Source organism: Bradyrhizobium sp. cir1 (assembly GCF_014198245.1).
Lineage (GTDB): Bacteria > Pseudomonadota > Alphaproteobacteria > Rhizobiales > Xanthobacteraceae > Bradyrhizobium.
In genome coordinates, this window is record NZ_JACIHE010000021.1 from 42,408 (window position 1) to 56,010 (window position 13,603).

Annotated in this window: 14 protein-coding genes; 6 read left to right on the plus strand and 8 right to left on the minus strand. The window is 64.5% G+C overall.

The genetic code is table 11. The features are described from left to right. Positions 1 to 60: 60 nt before the first annotated feature. From GGD63_RS31310 to GGD63_RS31320, 3 genes are read right to left on the minus strand one after another with little or no spacing between them, the layout of a single operon-like run. Complete coding sequence (locus tag GGD63_RS31310; protein ID WP_183247779.1) at positions 61 to 1,239, minus strand: trans-acting enoyl reductase family protein; 1,179 nt, start codon at positions 1,237 to 1,239, stop codon at positions 61 to 63. 9 nt (positions 1,240 to 1,248) lie between these two features. Further along, a complete protein-coding gene (locus GGD63_RS31315; RefSeq protein WP_183247781.1) occupies positions 1,249 to 2,031 on the minus strand; it encodes a DUF169 domain-containing protein in 783 nt (260 codons plus the stop codon). A gap of 58 nt (positions 2,032 to 2,089) precedes the next feature. Further along, positions 2,090 to 2,857: a YdcF family protein gene (locus GGD63_RS31320; RefSeq protein WP_183247888.1), complete on the minus strand. Its 768-nt coding sequence runs from the start codon at positions 2,855 to 2,857 to the stop codon at positions 2,090 to 2,092. A 169-nt stretch (positions 2,858 to 3,026) separates the two neighbouring features. Between GGD63_RS31320 and GGD63_RS31325 the strand changes: the two genes are divergently transcribed. The 3 genes from GGD63_RS31325 to GGD63_RS31335 all read left to right on the plus strand — a co-directional run bounded on the left by GGD63_RS31325 (position 3,027) and on the right by GGD63_RS31335 (position 4,932). Continuing rightward, a complete protein-coding gene (locus GGD63_RS31325; protein ID WP_183247783.1) occupies positions 3,027 to 3,968 on the plus strand; it encodes an acetamidase/formamidase family protein in 942 nt (313 codons plus the stop codon). 200 nt (positions 3,969 to 4,168) lie between these two features. After that, a complete protein-coding gene (locus GGD63_RS31330) occupies positions 4,169 to 4,366 on the plus strand; it encodes a hypothetical protein (protein WP_007603456.1) in 198 nt (65 codons plus the stop codon). A 74-nt stretch (positions 4,367 to 4,440) separates the two neighbouring features. Beyond that, positions 4,441 to 4,932, plus strand: coding sequence for a GcrA family cell cycle regulator (locus GGD63_RS31335; protein ID WP_183247786.1), 492 nt, complete (start codon positions 4,441 to 4,443; stop codon positions 4,930 to 4,932). A gap of 269 nt (positions 4,933 to 5,201) precedes the next feature. On the opposite strand, the gene GGD63_RS31340 is transcribed toward GGD63_RS31335, so the two are convergent. After that, a complete protein-coding gene (locus tag GGD63_RS31340) occupies positions 5,202 to 6,758 on the minus strand; it encodes a porin (protein ID WP_183247788.1) in 1,557 nt (518 codons plus the stop codon). A gap of 408 nt (positions 6,759 to 7,166) precedes the next feature. On the opposite strand from GGD63_RS31340, the gene GGD63_RS31345 reads away from it, so the two are divergent. Then, the gene (locus tag GGD63_RS31345) at positions 7,167 to 7,673 is read left to right on the plus strand and encodes a MarR family winged helix-turn-helix transcriptional regulator (RefSeq protein WP_026311904.1); all 507 of its coding nucleotides are present in this window, start codon (positions 7,167 to 7,169) and stop codon (positions 7,671 to 7,673) included. A gap of 12 nt (positions 7,674 to 7,685) precedes the next feature. Here GGD63_RS31345 and GGD63_RS31350 read toward each other — a convergent pair whose 3' ends face one another. Together GGD63_RS31350 and GGD63_RS31355 are read right to left on the minus strand one after the other, a co-directional pair. Next, a complete protein-coding gene (locus tag GGD63_RS31350; protein ID WP_183247789.1) occupies positions 7,686 to 8,798 on the minus strand; it encodes a S9 family peptidase in 1,113 nt (370 codons plus the stop codon). A gap of 273 nt (positions 8,799 to 9,071) precedes the next feature. Continuing rightward, the gene (locus GGD63_RS31355) at positions 9,072 to 10,043 is read right to left on the minus strand and encodes an SDR family oxidoreductase (RefSeq protein ID WP_183247791.1); all 972 of its coding nucleotides are present in this window, start codon (positions 10,041 to 10,043) and stop codon (positions 9,072 to 9,074) included. A gap of 624 nt (positions 10,044 to 10,667) precedes the next feature. Between GGD63_RS31355 and GGD63_RS31360 the strand changes: the two genes are divergently transcribed. Further along, positions 10,668 to 10,907, plus strand: a complete 240-nt coding sequence (locus tag GGD63_RS31360; RefSeq protein ID WP_027547402.1) for a hypothetical protein — start codon at positions 10,668 to 10,670, stop codon at positions 10,905 to 10,907. A 156-nt stretch (positions 10,908 to 11,063) separates the two neighbouring features. Here the strand turns inward: GGD63_RS31360 and GGD63_RS31365 are convergent, their stop codons facing one another. Continuing rightward, complete coding sequence (locus GGD63_RS31365; protein ID WP_183247793.1) at positions 11,064 to 12,038, minus strand: alpha/beta fold hydrolase; 975 nt, start codon at positions 12,036 to 12,038, stop codon at positions 11,064 to 11,066. On the opposite strand from GGD63_RS31365, the gene GGD63_RS31370 reads away from it, so the two are divergent. Next, the gene (locus GGD63_RS31370; RefSeq protein WP_246785733.1) at positions 12,037 to 12,783 is read left to right on the plus strand and encodes a TetR/AcrR family transcriptional regulator; all 747 of its coding nucleotides are present in this window, start codon (positions 12,037 to 12,039) and stop codon (positions 12,781 to 12,783) included. The two genes, GGD63_RS31365 and GGD63_RS31370, sit on opposite strands and share 2 nt — an antisense overlap. Positions 12,784 to 12,822: 39 nt before the next feature. On the opposite strand, the gene GGD63_RS31375 is transcribed toward GGD63_RS31370, so the two are convergent. Beyond that, positions 12,823 to 13,512, minus strand: coding sequence for a GntR family transcriptional regulator (locus GGD63_RS31375; RefSeq protein WP_183247795.1), 690 nt, complete (start codon positions 13,510 to 13,512; stop codon positions 12,823 to 12,825). Positions 13,513 to 13,603: the final 91 nt, after the last annotated feature.

Sequence of the window (13,603 nt, forward strand, 5' to 3'; positions counted from 1 at the left end):
CCCGCCGCGCGTTCCGCGCGTCGGCCTCTCCCCGCAAGCGGGGCGAGGCGAAGGAAGCGCCTAGCCCTCCACCCTGAACGTCAGCCCAGCGTTCTCGACCAGCCGCTTGATCAGCTTGTGCTGCATCGCTGCGCCCGGCGTCCAGAAGCCGCCCGGAACATCGCTCGCGTCACGCAGCAGGCAGATCGCGCATTCGGAGATCATCTTCGAGGTCGAGCCGTAGCCGGGATCGCGGTCACCGGTGACGCCGGCGCGGACCATGCGGCCGTCGGGCGCGATGGCGACATAGAGCAGGTTGAAGAGACCGTTCTCGCGCTCCTCCTTCGACGGCCCCTCGCCCGGCTTTGGCGCGTTCGGGCCGGTCTTCTCGGCGTTGGCCGCCATCACGCGCTTGGCGTTGGCCTCACCCTTCTCGCCGGGGCCGGTCAGGACCATCTCGTCGTAGACGAAGTCCTGGCCGTAGGGAAAGCCCATCAGCATGTTGGAGCGATGGACGTTGCGCGTGTTGATCAGCGCCATCATGAACGGCGCGGCCCAGGATTGCAGGTCCTCTTCGTAAGCGGCCCTGTTGCCCTTCGGCTGCTTCGGACCGGTGAAGCCGGGCGTGAGCGCGAAGTGATCGTTGAGGATGGCGACGAGGCTGAGATCCTTGGCGACGGCGTCGAAGGTCGCTTTCGCACTCGCCGCGGTGCCGCCTGACAGCGTGCCGCGCATGTCGCGCACGCGGCCCTTCACGCGGGCAACCGGCGCGCCGAACACGCGCTTTGCTTCCTCCTGCACGAAGAACGTCCCGAGCTCGAACGGCACGGAATCATAACCGCAGGAGAACACGATGCGCGCGCCGCTTGCCTTGGCCGCCGCACCGTACTTGTCGATCATCTGCCGCATCCAGACCGGCTCGCCGCAGAGATCGAAATAATCCGCACCCGCAGCAACGCAGGCCGCGAGCAGGTCCTCGCCATAGAATTGATACGGACCGACCGTCGTGATCACCGACTTGGTCTGCGCCACCATCGCCTTCAGCGAGGCAGCGTCCGACGCGTCCGCCACGATCAGCGGCGTGTCGGCGGGCGCGCCGATGGCGTCACGCACCGATTTCAGCTTGTCGAGGCTGCGGCCCGCCATCGCCCATTTGAGCGCCTTGTCGTCCTTGTAATGCGCCGCCAGATATTCGGCGACGAGCTGGCCGGTGAAACCGGTCGCGCCGTAAACGACGATGTCGAATTTCGCAGAGCTCATGATTGGCCTTTACTTCTTCGCGTAGCTCACGCCCATGCCGGCACGGACGTCGCTTTGAATACCATAGGGCGGGATCGGATAGCGCAGGCCGTTCTTCGCCAGCGCCTTCATGCCCTCGATTGCCTTGGCGAGATGCGCTGGCTTCAGCGCCATCAGCATCTCCTCGTCCGGCACGCCGCCATAGCGCCGTTCGGCATAGCATGGCAAGGACAGGCTGGGCTCCCCGGTCTTGAGCGCCCGGCCCCAGGAATCCGCGCAGGCGGTCTCGCCGACCACGCCCCACTCGAATTTCCTGTAGCCGGTATATTGCAGCCCGTTGATCAGGATGATCATTTGCCCCGGTGTCGCGTAGACGAGGCAGATGTCGGGCGGATCGAGCCGTCCGCTTGCGAGCGGGCTGACCGCGAGCGCCTGATAGTGCCCGAACGGAACCACGTCGAGCGCCTCCTGGCGCTTGCGTGCGTCCTCCGCGGTGCCGTGCCAGACCCCGACATAGTTTTCGCCGGCGAGCCATTTGTCGTCCTGCGGCGCAAGCCCGATCACCGCGCGGCACTGCGCGCCGACAAGGTCGTCGGCGGTGATGCCGACGGTCCAGCCGAGCCGCGAGGCCATGCTGACGATCTGGTCGGTGGTATGGATCGCATTCGGCCGCCGTATTTTCGGGATCGCTTCCATGTCGGCGGCGTGCGCGAACAGCTTCATGCCGATCACATTGGTCTTCAGCCGCAACAGGCTGTTGAGGTCGGCGACGAGCCCGGCAAGGTCGATGGTCTCTGCACTCTGCTGCTGCATCGCATCCTCCCGACCGGCGGTGGCGCCGGTGCTGTGTTCTTGTTTTGCGACCCTCGTTCTAGTCCCTGGCCGGCCCCGGTAGCAACTCGCCGGTCCGGCCCATGATCCGGTACGCCAGAAGACCGATCCATTCGCGCATGGCGACGTCGGTCCTGCCGAGACCTTCCTTGCCGATATGCGTGAACGCGAAGAGATCGTCGCGCCCGCCCATTCGCCAGTCGACCGGATAGGCCTCGACGCCAAATCCGGCCTTGTGGAAGATCCCCATCGCGCGCGGCATGTGGAAGGCCGACGTTACCAGCAGCCAGCGCTCGCCCGGCTTCGGCGACACCAATTGCCTGGTGAAGACCGCATTCTCCCAGGTGTTGCGCGAGTCCCGTTCGATGATCAGGCGTTCCTTCGGGATACCGAGGCTTTCCAGGATCGGCGCGGAATAGTCGGCTTCCCTCGCATCGGTGGAGACCAGGTTCGCCGAGCCCCCGGTGAAGACGATGCGCGCATTCGGATAACGGCGCGCGAGCTCGGCCGGTGCCAGCATGCGATCGGCTGCGGCCGAGACCACCGGCGTGCGATGCGCCGCCGACAGATCGGTGTCGACGGAGCCGCCGAGCACGATGATGCCGTCGGGCGCGCCCCGCGACGGGTCCCACTTCGGAAAGCGCGACTCCAGCGGATAAAGCAGGACATTGCCGAGCGGCGAGAACGCAGCCAGCGCCAGCAGGACCAGCGTGGTCACCGCAAGCTTGCGACCGAGCGCGGCAAAGCGCGTCAGCATCAGCACCAGCGACAGGATGCCGAGCTCGACCAGGAGATTGATCGGCAGCAGCGCCGTGCCGAGGGTCTTGGACAGGACGAAATACAGGGGAGCCTCACTCGAATGACCGTGCCACGCGCGGGCTTGACCGACCCGTCCATGATCGGAAATCTTCATGAAAGAGGATCGCTCGCCGGGTCAAGCCCGGGCATGACAAGCAGAACCGATCGGACGGCCGCAAATGACCCATCACCACCTGCATTCCAGCCCCGAGACCTGTCATTGGGGCTTCTTCGAAGCCGCGCTCAAGCCGGTGCTGACGATCAAAAGCGGCGACGAGGTGACGGTCGACACCATCAGCGGCGGCCCCGACATGCTGCCCGACCGCAACAAGTTTCACATCCCCCCGGAGCTGCTCGAGGTTCATGCCAGGAGTGAGCGCATGCTACCCGGCCACATCCTCACCGGACCGATCGCGGTCGAGGGCGCGGAGCCCGGCGACGTGCTCGCGGTCGAGATTCTCGACGTCCAGCTCCGGCAGGACTGGGGCTACAACCTCATCAGGCCGCTGGCCGGCACCCTGCCCGACGATTTTCACGAGACGCGAGTCCTCAATATCCCGCTGGACCGGACGCGGATGGTCGGCCGCCTGCCCTGGGGCCTCGATCTGCCGCTGAAACCGTTCTTCGGCGTGATGGGCGTTTCGCCGCCACCTAGCTGGGGCCGCATCTCCTCGCTGGTCCCGCGCGCCATGGGCGGCAATCTCGACAACAAGGAGCTCGGTCCCGGCGCGACGCTCTATCTGCCGGTGTTCGTTCCGGGCGCGCTGTTCTCCTGCGGCGACGGCCATGGCGTGCAGGGCGACGGCGAGGTCTGCGTCACCGCGATCGAGACCGCGCTGCAGGGCCGCTTCCGCCTGACGCTGCGCAAGGATCTCAAGCTCGACTATCCCCGCGCCGAGACGGCGACGCACTACATGACCATGGCGATGGACCCCGACCTCGACCAGTGCGTGGTGCGCGCGCTGCGCGACATGATCGCCCTGCTCGGAGAGAGGCGAAACCTGTCGCGCGAGGACGCCTACACCTTGTGCAGCCTGGCGGCCGATCTGCGGGTGACCCAGACCGTCAACGGCTCCAAGGGCATCCATTGCATGATCGAAAAGACCATCGTGCACGGCTGAGCCGGCCCGCATCTGCTGACCTGTCAACGCAACGCCGCCGCGCAGGCTTCCGCGCGGCGCGCCGGCGCGTGCCCGATTTCTCAAGTGATTCCAATGCGCTGAGCCGCGGCCTGTGACCACATTTGACTTCCACCCCCGAACCTAAATAGAGTCTTAATCGTTACTTTTATGTACCCGAGTAAGAGGCTAGCGTTCGGGCCATGGCCACCGAAAAAGCCGAGACTGACCGCATCCCCGTAACCTTGGCGCTCTCGACCATCACCTATCTGGAGAAACTGGTGAGACAGGGCACCCACGGCACCAGCGTTCCCGGCGTCGCACGAACCTTGATCGAGGAAGGCATCCGTCTCGCCATCAAGGACGGGCTTCTGTCGATTCGCGACAACGGCAGGACGTGAGCGCGCGCCGGACGTGAGGCGGACGGATCTCGACAAGGCGGATGGCCGGCATCTGCAACCTGGGACCGTTACCAATGCCTGTTCTCTCACCGACTTCTTCACCGACTTGGACCGACGAACGAATTGAACTTCTGAAGCAGCACTTCGAGGCCGGCCTCTCCTGCCGCGAGATCGCCGCCGACATCGGCGTCAGCCGCAACGCGGTCATCGGCAAGCTGTCCCGGCTCAATCTGACGCGCAGCCGCGCGGTCGAGGACCGCCGGCTCGAGCGAAGCCTCGCGCCGCCGGCGCGCGCGACACGTGCCGTACCGCGGCTGCAATACGAGATGCTCGCGACAATCTATGGCGAGACCGACGCGCCGGTCGTCGCAGGTCCCATCGACGACGCCAATCGCTGCTCGCTGCTGGAATTGTCCGAGAACCGCTGCCGCTGGCCGATCTCGAGCCCGGGCGAAGACGATTTCTGTTTCTGCGGCAATAGCGCGCCCGACGGCCAGCCCTATTGCACCGGTCACAGCCGCCTCGCCTACCGGCCGAACTCGCGCGCCCGCGTGATGCGCGGTTGAGCCCTGTTCTCCAAAAAAGAAAAACCTCCGGCGGGGCATCACCGGAGGTTCCTGGAGGCTTAGCGTGAAGCTAAGAGCCGCAACTTTCGTATTTGGCTGAGAGCTATATAGCTGATTAACTCAGGTAAGTAAATAAGTTTGAAGCGATCGAATCGCATAGCTCGTCTTCGTCCCCGGCAAAGGATATACGGACTTTCCGAATGCCCCTCCTGCGAAAAAAAGCCCCGGCGGTTTCCCGCCGGGGCTTCATCAAGTCCGATAGAACGGCCTTACCAGTTGCGCTGGGCGCGCAGCAGCAGGCTGTAGGTGTCCTGGTCCTTCAGCTCGTAGGTGGCCGCCGGCTTGGCGACGCCCGTCAGTGCACCGGTCGTGATCACGCCCGAATACTTCTGGTCGAGGTGGCTGTAGGTGAAGTCAGCCGAGAAGGTCAGGTTCTTCACCGGCGTCCAGCGGGTGATGACACCCACCTGGCCGATGTTGAAGTCCGGGTTGCAGGTGCCGGTCAGGGTGGCGAACGCGGCGCTGCCGCAGATCAGGCTCTTCGCCGTGCCGCTGTAGTTGACCGCGGCCCACGCGCCATAGAGCGCCGTGTTCCAGTACGGGCTCCAGTTGTGGGTGTAGGCACCACGGAAGCCGTAGGTCTTGGTCAGCTCGAGGCCGCCGCCGGGGGCGAACACCGCGTCAGACACGCCGGCGAAGCCGATGCTCTGATAGGCGCCGCTGGAGCTGCCGAACATCGAGTAGCTGGTCGCGGCCAGCTCCTGGAAGTTGTAGCGGCTCGCGCCCTCGGTGTAGACGCCCGAGATGTTGATCACGTCGCCGGCGCCGGTCGGAATGTTCTTGATCGACAGAGCGAGCTGGACGGCCCAGCCCCACTTGTCTTCCGGATGACCAGTGACTTCGGTCGCGCCGTAGTAGCCGACATGGTTGTCGTGCGCGGCGACCGACGCCTGGAACAGACCCCACGCCTGGTCGACGCGGACGTTGCCGATGATGTCGGGCGCCCGCGTGCCGCCGAAATTGTTCGAGCCGTAGGCGCCGCCGAGCACGCCCGTGGTCGACATGCCCGCCGTGTTCCAGAGGTTGGTCTGGGAGACCTGCGTCTGGTCCTGCGCCGAGATGGTCGCCGTCACGCCCTGACCGAAATCGGCGGTGTAGGTGACCTGCGGAACGCCGTTGGTGGTGCCGCTGCCGCCGACCAGCTGGTCGAAGTTGTTGCCGGGATAGTTGATCCAGGGCGCGTCGAACTGCGACACCGACTTACCCAGGGTGAAGCCGGCGAACTGGATGAACGCGTAGTAGACGCCGAGCGAGCCGCCCGAGAGATTGCCGTCGGTGCCGTTGACGTTGCCGCCGCCCGAGCCCGTAAGGCCGGTACCCGCGGCATTGAGGCCGATCGTGCCGCTGTACTGGGTGCCGCCAGTGGCCGAACCGGTGCCGCCATAGTTGCCGGTCGTCCAGGTGAAAACCGCATCGAAATAGGTGCGGACCACGCCGTACTCGGTCGCGGTGCGCGTGTCGATGTTGAGATCTTCACGAGCGCGCATCGAGTAGTAGTTGGTCAGGCGGTTGTTGGCTGCGAACACGCCGTTGTACTGGGCGCTGTAGTGGCCGCCGGCATTGAGCGCCACTTCGGCACGCAGATAGCCGCCGAGCTTGATGCAGGTGTCGCTGCCCGGGATGTAGTAGAAACCCGCGCCGTACAGCGTGCAGATCTTCACGTATTCGACCGCCTTGGCCTTGACCGGAAGATCGGCCGCCTGAGCTCCGCCGACGGCGATCAGACCCGCCGCAGTGCCGAGCAAAAGGCTCTTCACCATTTTCATTTAAAACCTCCAAGTTGCTCATTTTACGGAGACTGGACCGTGAGGCCCCCCAGATCCCCGTCTCTTCAAATCCGCTCGGCCGCTTCGCGCTTTCGGACACACCCGCTTTCGACGCGAGGGACGTGAGCGAACCACCTGCAACGGGACGATCGAGTACCCCCCACCGTCACCGACCAATATGCCTGCGCCGTTCCGCTAATCAAAATAGTTTATTTGGTCAGCTTTCTGGTTTCGCTAAACCTGTGCCCCGCGCGCAACACCCGGGCCGGGCCAATAGGCTGAGCGGCTCATCTTTGTAGTTTTAGTGACAAAATTACCCTGCTCTGCACTTGCGTCAGGGCAGGCTTGCGTGGACTATGCCCACCGCACGAACACCGGCCTGAAGAATCATTTCACGGGAGTGATGCTGTGTCCGCGACGAGGAAAGAAGGAGCGCGTCTGCGCTCCATCGGCAATCTGGATATCATCAGGCGCTTCACCTGGGAGATATCCTCGATCAACATGTATCTGGAGGAGCTGCGTCAGTTCTGGGCGAGGACGCTCGGCATCAGCGGCCCGCAATGGTTGATCCTGATGGCGATCTCCGACCTCGACAAGGACGACGGCGTGCCGGTCAACGTGGTCTCCAAGCTGCTCCACGTCGATCCTTCGTTCGTCACCACCCAATCCAAGCTGCTTGAAAAGAAGGGCCTGCTGCGCCGGCGGCCCTCGCCGACCGACGCCAGGGTCGTGCGGCTGTCCCTGGTCGACAAGACCCAGAAGCACATTGCGAGCCTCAACGAGCAGTACAAGACGATTCGTGAATTCGTCTTCCAGGAGTTCGACGAGAACGAGCTGACGGAATTCACCACCAAGCTCGCCACGCTGAAGACTCGCCTCGAAAAGGCCTGCGTCAGGATCTCGCTCGATTTCTGAGCGAGCCCGCGCTCAGGCGTCGCGCCCGGCGCCGAGGCGGGTTTCCAGCCAGTCGAAGATGTATTCGTTGGCAAGGCTCGGATTGTCCGCATGGGCTTGCGCTGCGCCGGTCTCCGCCGCGGTGAACACCTTCAGCGCGATGTCGGAGCTGCCGAGCCGGGATTTCTGGACGATCTGACGCGCCCGGTCGGCCTTGAGCCAGCCATCCTCGCCGAGCGTGATCAGCACCGGACAATCGGCACTGGAGGCCATCAGCGGCGCATGCGGCACCGGGACGATGCTGAGGTCGCTCATCGCAAAGCGGCTGGCGAAGAAGGATCGTTCGTGCAGATCCCACAGGCCGCCGTCGCAGACCGCCGCAGCCAGCCGCGGCTCCTGCAACACCGCGCGCGCCACGAACGAAGAGCCCCACCCGTCCGCCACGATGGCGACGCGGTCGAAATCGACGTCGCCGCGCGTTTCCAGATAATCCATGACGCTCGCAATCGCGCTCTCGAGGTCCCGGCGCTGCAGAAGCGCATCGGTGTAGTCGTCGCGCTGGTCGCCGAGCAGGTCCAGCGCCAGCATCGACAATCCGCGCTCGCGCGCATGCGGCGCGAGCTTGAACAGGAATTCCTCCTTGCGGTGTCCGGGCTCGCCGATGCAGATCACGGTCGGCGCCCGGCCTCGTGCCGACGGCGCGGGCAGGAAGTAGCCCTGCAACGCGTGATCCTCGACCCAGGGTATAGTCACGACCTCGCCGGCCGGCGCACGCGCCGTGAGATAGCGGCGGGCACATTCCTGCATCGCCAGCACCGCAACCCAGCGGCGCTCGTCGGCCGGATCGAGCGGCATCGCCGCTGCACCGTAGTAATTGAGCGCCCGCAGCCAGTTGCGCTGCGCGGTCGCCATGTGGCCTTCGGCGAATGCAGCTTCGGCACGGTGGCGATTGGTCCGCGCGAGCTTCTTCCACTCGCGATGCCAGGATTGCTCGTCGCCCCGCTTGAGCTGCCGCGCGATCATCAGGCATTCCGCGATCGTGGCGCCGCCCTCCTGGGCCGCGGTGAGGAGCCGCGTGAATTCAGCGGAGATGTCCTCTCTCTCCGGGCAAAGGGTCCAGTCGTCGGAGAGGCATGCGGGCATCATCGGGAGCTACGCTCTGTCATCGCGTTACCCCTGATTGACTAGACTATTTTGGGTCACCAACCAAGCTGCCGCGCGCGCCATTACAGGTGTTTGAGATCACCATCGCTTGAACAATGCTTGAACGATCGGCCGCGCCGCATGCGTGACATTCCAATTCGTCATAAGGCTGTGAACAATGGCAGGAGGTGGCACGTCAAATTGACTGCGCACCTCTTGCCATGACGATCATCATACCCATATGCGCGCGTCGCCGGTCGCAACCGCGAAGCAGACTCAACCGAGTCGCCAGCCGACCTCCTGCGTGAAGCTTTCGTAGAAGGCGCGGTCGTAGGCCTGCTCCGGCGTCGCGCGCACGCGTTCGTCGAGGCGCTTGGCGTCCTCGCCCACGAGGATGCGCCAGCGCTCCGCCTTGACCCCGTCGAGGATGATCTTCGCGGCCTGCGCTGCCGTCGTCGGCGCGTCCTCCAGGAAGCTGCGGGCCCGCTCGGCAAACGCCGCCTGGATGTCCTCGTCCGACATCTTGTCGGCATCGGGCACGCCGGCGGCGACCAGGCGCTTGCGGGTCAGCGCGACCTCGTCGGCATTGAGCCGCTCCGAGCCGTCCGCGCTCTGCACCTTGCGCGAATTGGAGACGATCGAGGTGCCGATATGGCCGGGCATCACCACCGAGCATTTGACGTGCGGGGCGTGCAGGCGCAGGTCGTTGATCAGCGCTTCGGTAAATCCCTTCACCGCGAACTTGGCCGAGCTGTAGGCGGTGTGCGCCTGGTTCATGCCGATCGAGGCCCAGAAGCCGTTGACGCTGGCGGTGTTGACGATGTGGGCCTCGTCGGCCGCGACCAGCATCGGCAGGAAGGTGCGCACGCCGAGATAGACCCCGCCCCAGCAGATGTTGAAGGTGCGCTCCCATTGCTCGCGCGTGTTGGTGAACAGGCTGCCGCCGCCACCGATGCCGGCATTGTTGAACAGCAGATGGACTCTGTCGGTCTTCTGCTGCTCGGCGAGCTCGTCGCGAAAGCGCTTGAGATGATCCTCGATCGCGACATCGGCGACATGCGTCGTGACGCGCAGGCCCTGCGGCAGCTTCTCGACCTCGCACAGCCGCCTGGTCTCGGCCATCGCGGCCTCGGAGACGTCGCACATCGCGACATTGCAGCCCTCGGCAACGAGCTGCCGCGCGAGTTCGCGCCCCATTCCCGTGCCGCCGCCGGTGATGACCGCGATCTTTCCAGCAAAATCCTTCATGGGACTTTCGGCCCCTCCCTTGTCGGTATGTTTCTTCATCGCTGCGCGCTGACGCGCGCGCAAAATGTAGCAGCGCCGCATCCGCAGGTAAAAGCGGATCGGCACTGCAATGATCGACTTGTAATTTCGGCGCGCGGACTATTCTGCCGCGCGAGCTGCGGCGCGCTCAACGGCGAGCGCCAGCAGCGGAGCAAGCTCTGCGCGCCCACCGGCTGCGGCAGCGCTACCGCATACGACATTTTTGCGCGATCTGAACGCACGCCTCGTCCTTCGAGACGGCCGCTCCGCGGCCCCTCAGGATGAGGCTAGGCCGCATCGGTGCTCGCTCAAATGACGGCCGCGCCCTCAGTCCTCATCCTGAGGGCCCGCCCACGGCGGGCGTCTCGAAGGATGGCAACCGAGAAATCGCTTCCTTGTGGGACTGCCCTCCGGGCTGCGGTGCCCACCCCGGTTCCCCGTATTTGTCCGGCTTCGGGTTAATGGCAATTTTTTTACAATCCGAATCACCAAATGGGGATGGACGCTGGGTCGAGTCGTCCAGGCCAGCGTGTTGTTTGGGTCACAGGCTCTGGCACTCCGCTTGCATCCTCTTCGTGGTCTGAAACTTTCGATGAGGTGACAGGAATGTTCGTGACCGTCGTTGCCGTGCTCTGCCGGCTAGGTGCATCTGCCTCGGGCGCTTGCGTCGAGGAAATTGTGACCGACAGCAACATGACGCCCGAAATGTCGATGATGCAGTGTGCGATCGGTGCACAGGCACCGCTGGCGAAATGGATGGGCGAGCATCCGATCTATCACGCCAACTGGCGCCTCGAGCGCTACAAATGCGTGCCGGGTCACTACGAGATCAAGGGCCACGCCTGAAGGCCCCGCAAAATTACTGGTACCGGGTCGACGGATACCAGGACGACTGATCCAGGAGGAAACGCCCCGGGGGCCGCCTTGTCCCCTCCATGCGGGCACCGCCAGCGCCGGACCGTTCGCGGCAGCGCGCTCTGTGACGATGATCACGTCACACCCTTAAGCCACCTCACGCAGGATGATCGCACGTGCCCGCCGTCCCTCCGGTGTCGGCATCAGCGCATAATTGTGCGGCTGGTCACGCAACAGATGCAGCTCGACCGACACGCCCACCGCCCTCGCCCGCTCCGCGAGATCGACGCTGTCGGGGTAGAGCAGATCGCGCGTCCCTGCGAAGATCGTCATCGGCGCCAGCGCGCGAAACGCACCGTTGAGCGGACTGACGAAGGGATGGCCGACATCGAGCTCGCCGGCATAAAGCCGTCCCGCCTCGATGATCCCCGGAATGTCCTGGATCGGATCGCGTGCCGCGAGCGCAACCTGCTCCGGACGGCTGACCGACGCATCGGCCGCTGGCGAGATCAGCACCAGCCGGCTCGGCTGCCGATGGCCGCGATCGCGCAGCCACTGGCAGGCCGCGAGCGCGAGCCCCGCGCCGGCCGAATTGCCGACCACCGTGACCTTTGCGGACCCTGCGTCTTCCAGCAGCATGCGCAGCAGCTCGGCCGTCGCCGGCACGACATCCTTCGCGGTCGCGCGCGGCGCCAGCGGATAGATCGGCACGACGCAAACGACACGCGCCTTGCGCGTCATCTCGCCGACGAAGCGCCAATGCGCCGGCACGATCTCGTTGATGAAGCCGCCGCCATGCAGGAACATGACGTAGTTGCAGCCCTCATGGCCCGATGACGGCGCGGTGTAGTAGACCGGCCATCCGCCCATCTTCGTCAGCGTGGCCTCGACGCCGCGGCCAAGTCCCGTCGGCTCGAACGTTACAGGCTCCAATGCGAGCTTCTGCACGTGCGCCTGCACGACTTCGGCTGACGCCAGTTGCTTCTTGAACGGAAGAAGACGCAGCAGCAGGTTGAAGGCGCGGCTTTGCAGGCTTGGCGCGGGATCGCGCCGGGCCGGTGGACTGAACACGCAACCGCCCGGGCACCACTGCAAGGCCGACACGATTCTTGCAACGCTCATGGCCACATCCCCCTCTGGCTCTTTCGACACGGCGACAAAGAGGCTTGCCGACCCGCCGCCACTTGCCGCTATAATGCGAGCATTCACTCGCTTTTCCTACTCGCATTCAGATCACAAGGCCGTGGCCCGCAAATCGCCCACAAAACCCCGGAAAAACGCCTCGCAGGAGCGATCCCGCGCCACCGTCGACGCGCTGGTCGAGGCAACTGCTCGCATTCTGGTCAAGGAAGGCTTTGAGAAAGCCAGCACCAACCGCATCGCCGAAGTGGCCGGCGTCAGCGTCGGCTCGCTCTATCAATACTTCCCGAGCAAGGAAGCGCTCGTCGCCGCCGTGATCGAGCGTCACAACGAGGAGATCATGGCCATCGTCCGCACGGCGCTCCTTGAAGTCGCCGACCTGCCGATCGACAAGGCCGTGCGAAAACTCGTCACCGTCGCGATCGAAGCCCACCGCATCAACCCGAAACTCCACCGCGTCCTCGCCGAGCAGATCCCCCGCACCGGCCAGCTCAGGGATGTCGAGGCCTTCAACCGCGAAGTCCACACCTTAGTGCGCACCTATCTCGAAAGCCGCCGCAAGGAGATGCGCAAGATGGACGTTGATGTCGCAACCTTCATCTGCGTCAGCGCGATCGAATCCGTCGCGCACAACACGGTGCTGAACCACGCCGAGATGCTGACGGAGAAGACGGTGCGGACGCTGGTGGACGAGACGACGCGGATGGTGGTGGGGTATTTGAGGTAGGCGCAATGGCCGAAGGATTGCTGGCCGGCGGCCACACCATCATTGCCTCAGCATCGCAATCGGATAATCGAGTGCGATATCCAGCGAATTGCTCACCCCTCTCGTCAGCACATCCTGAATGCGTTGCCGGCCGAGATCGGCGTGCGAACGCCCCAGGGCATCCGCCTTGTCGGCGTCCCGGTCCCTGATGGCAGCGACCATGGCGATGTGCTCCGTCAGGATTGTATCCATGTGCTTCTGATACGCAGCCTTCGACGCGAAATGCTCAACGTTGTAGGCCAGATAGGCGATACGCAGCGCGAGCGTGAGGAGGTGGAGGTAGTTGCGCTCGATCAGCTTGTTGCCGCAGGCAGCAGCGATCAGCGCATGAAACCGCCAATTGCTCTCATTCATCTCCTCCGCGCGACCCGCCACCTCATGCTGTTCGAACGCAACCCGCTCGGCATCGATCTCGGCAAGCTGGGCATCGGTTCGGCGTAGCGCCGCCCATCTGGTGACGAGCCGTTGGGTGATATCGAGTGCCTCGAACATCTCGCGAAGGTCATCCCAGTTGAGACTTGCAACGCTGGCGCCGCGGTTCGGCAGCAGCACCACCAGCGATTCCGAGGCGAGCCTGACGAGCGCTTCGTGCACAGGGGTTCGCGACAGCCCCAGCCTTGCAGCGAGGGCCGCCTCATCAAGCGGCGAGCCCGGTCGCAGGGTGAGCGAAACGATCTCGCGCCGGAGCACTGTATAGGCGAACTCGACGCCCTTCCCTTTGCCCGGCGGCGGAGGTGGTCTGCTGGCCATCATGAAATATCTTGCCTTGCTTTATTCGTCG

What these genes read in the sequence shown, in the direction of transcription:
- GGD63_RS31310 (WP_183247779.1), bottom strand. Translation starts at nt 1,239, where the DNA reads ATGAGCTCTGCGAAATTCGACATCGTCGTTTACGGCGCGACCGGTTTC.
- GGD63_RS31315 (WP_183247781.1), bottom strand. Translation starts at nt 2,031, where the DNA reads ATGCAGCAGCAGAGTGCAGAGACCATCGACCTTGCCGGGCTCGTCGCC.
- GGD63_RS31325 (WP_183247783.1), top strand. Translation starts at nt 3,027, where the DNA reads ATGACCCATCACCACCTGCATTCCAGCCCCGAGACCTGTCATTGGGGC.
- GGD63_RS31330 (WP_007603456.1), top strand. Translation starts at nt 4,169, where the DNA reads ATGGCCACCGAAAAAGCCGAGACTGACCGCATCCCCGTAACCTTGGCG.
- GGD63_RS31335 (WP_183247786.1), top strand. Translation starts at nt 4,441, where the DNA reads ATGCCTGTTCTCTCACCGACTTCTTCACCGACTTGGACCGACGAACGA.
- GGD63_RS31340 (WP_183247788.1), bottom strand. Translation starts at nt 6,758, where the DNA reads ATGAAAATGGTGAAGAGCCTTTTGCTCGGCACTGCGGCGGGTCTGATC.
- GGD63_RS31350 (WP_183247789.1), bottom strand. Translation starts at nt 8,798, where the DNA reads ATGATGCCCGCATGCCTCTCCGACGACTGGACCCTTTGCCCGGAGAGA.
- GGD63_RS31355 (WP_183247791.1), bottom strand. Translation starts at nt 10,043, where the DNA reads ATGAAGGATTTTGCTGGAAAGATCGCGGTCATCACCGGCGGCGGCACG.
- GGD63_RS31360 (WP_027547402.1), top strand. Translation starts at nt 10,668, where the DNA reads ATGTTCGTGACCGTCGTTGCCGTGCTCTGCCGGCTAGGTGCATCTGCC.
- GGD63_RS31370 (WP_246785733.1), top strand. Translation starts at nt 12,037, where the DNA reads ATGGCCACATCCCCCTCTGGCTCTTTCGACACGGCGACAAAGAGGCTT.
- GGD63_RS31365 (WP_183247793.1), bottom strand. Translation starts at nt 12,038, where the DNA reads ATGAGCGTTGCAAGAATCGTGTCGGCCTTGCAGTGGTGCCCGGGCGGT.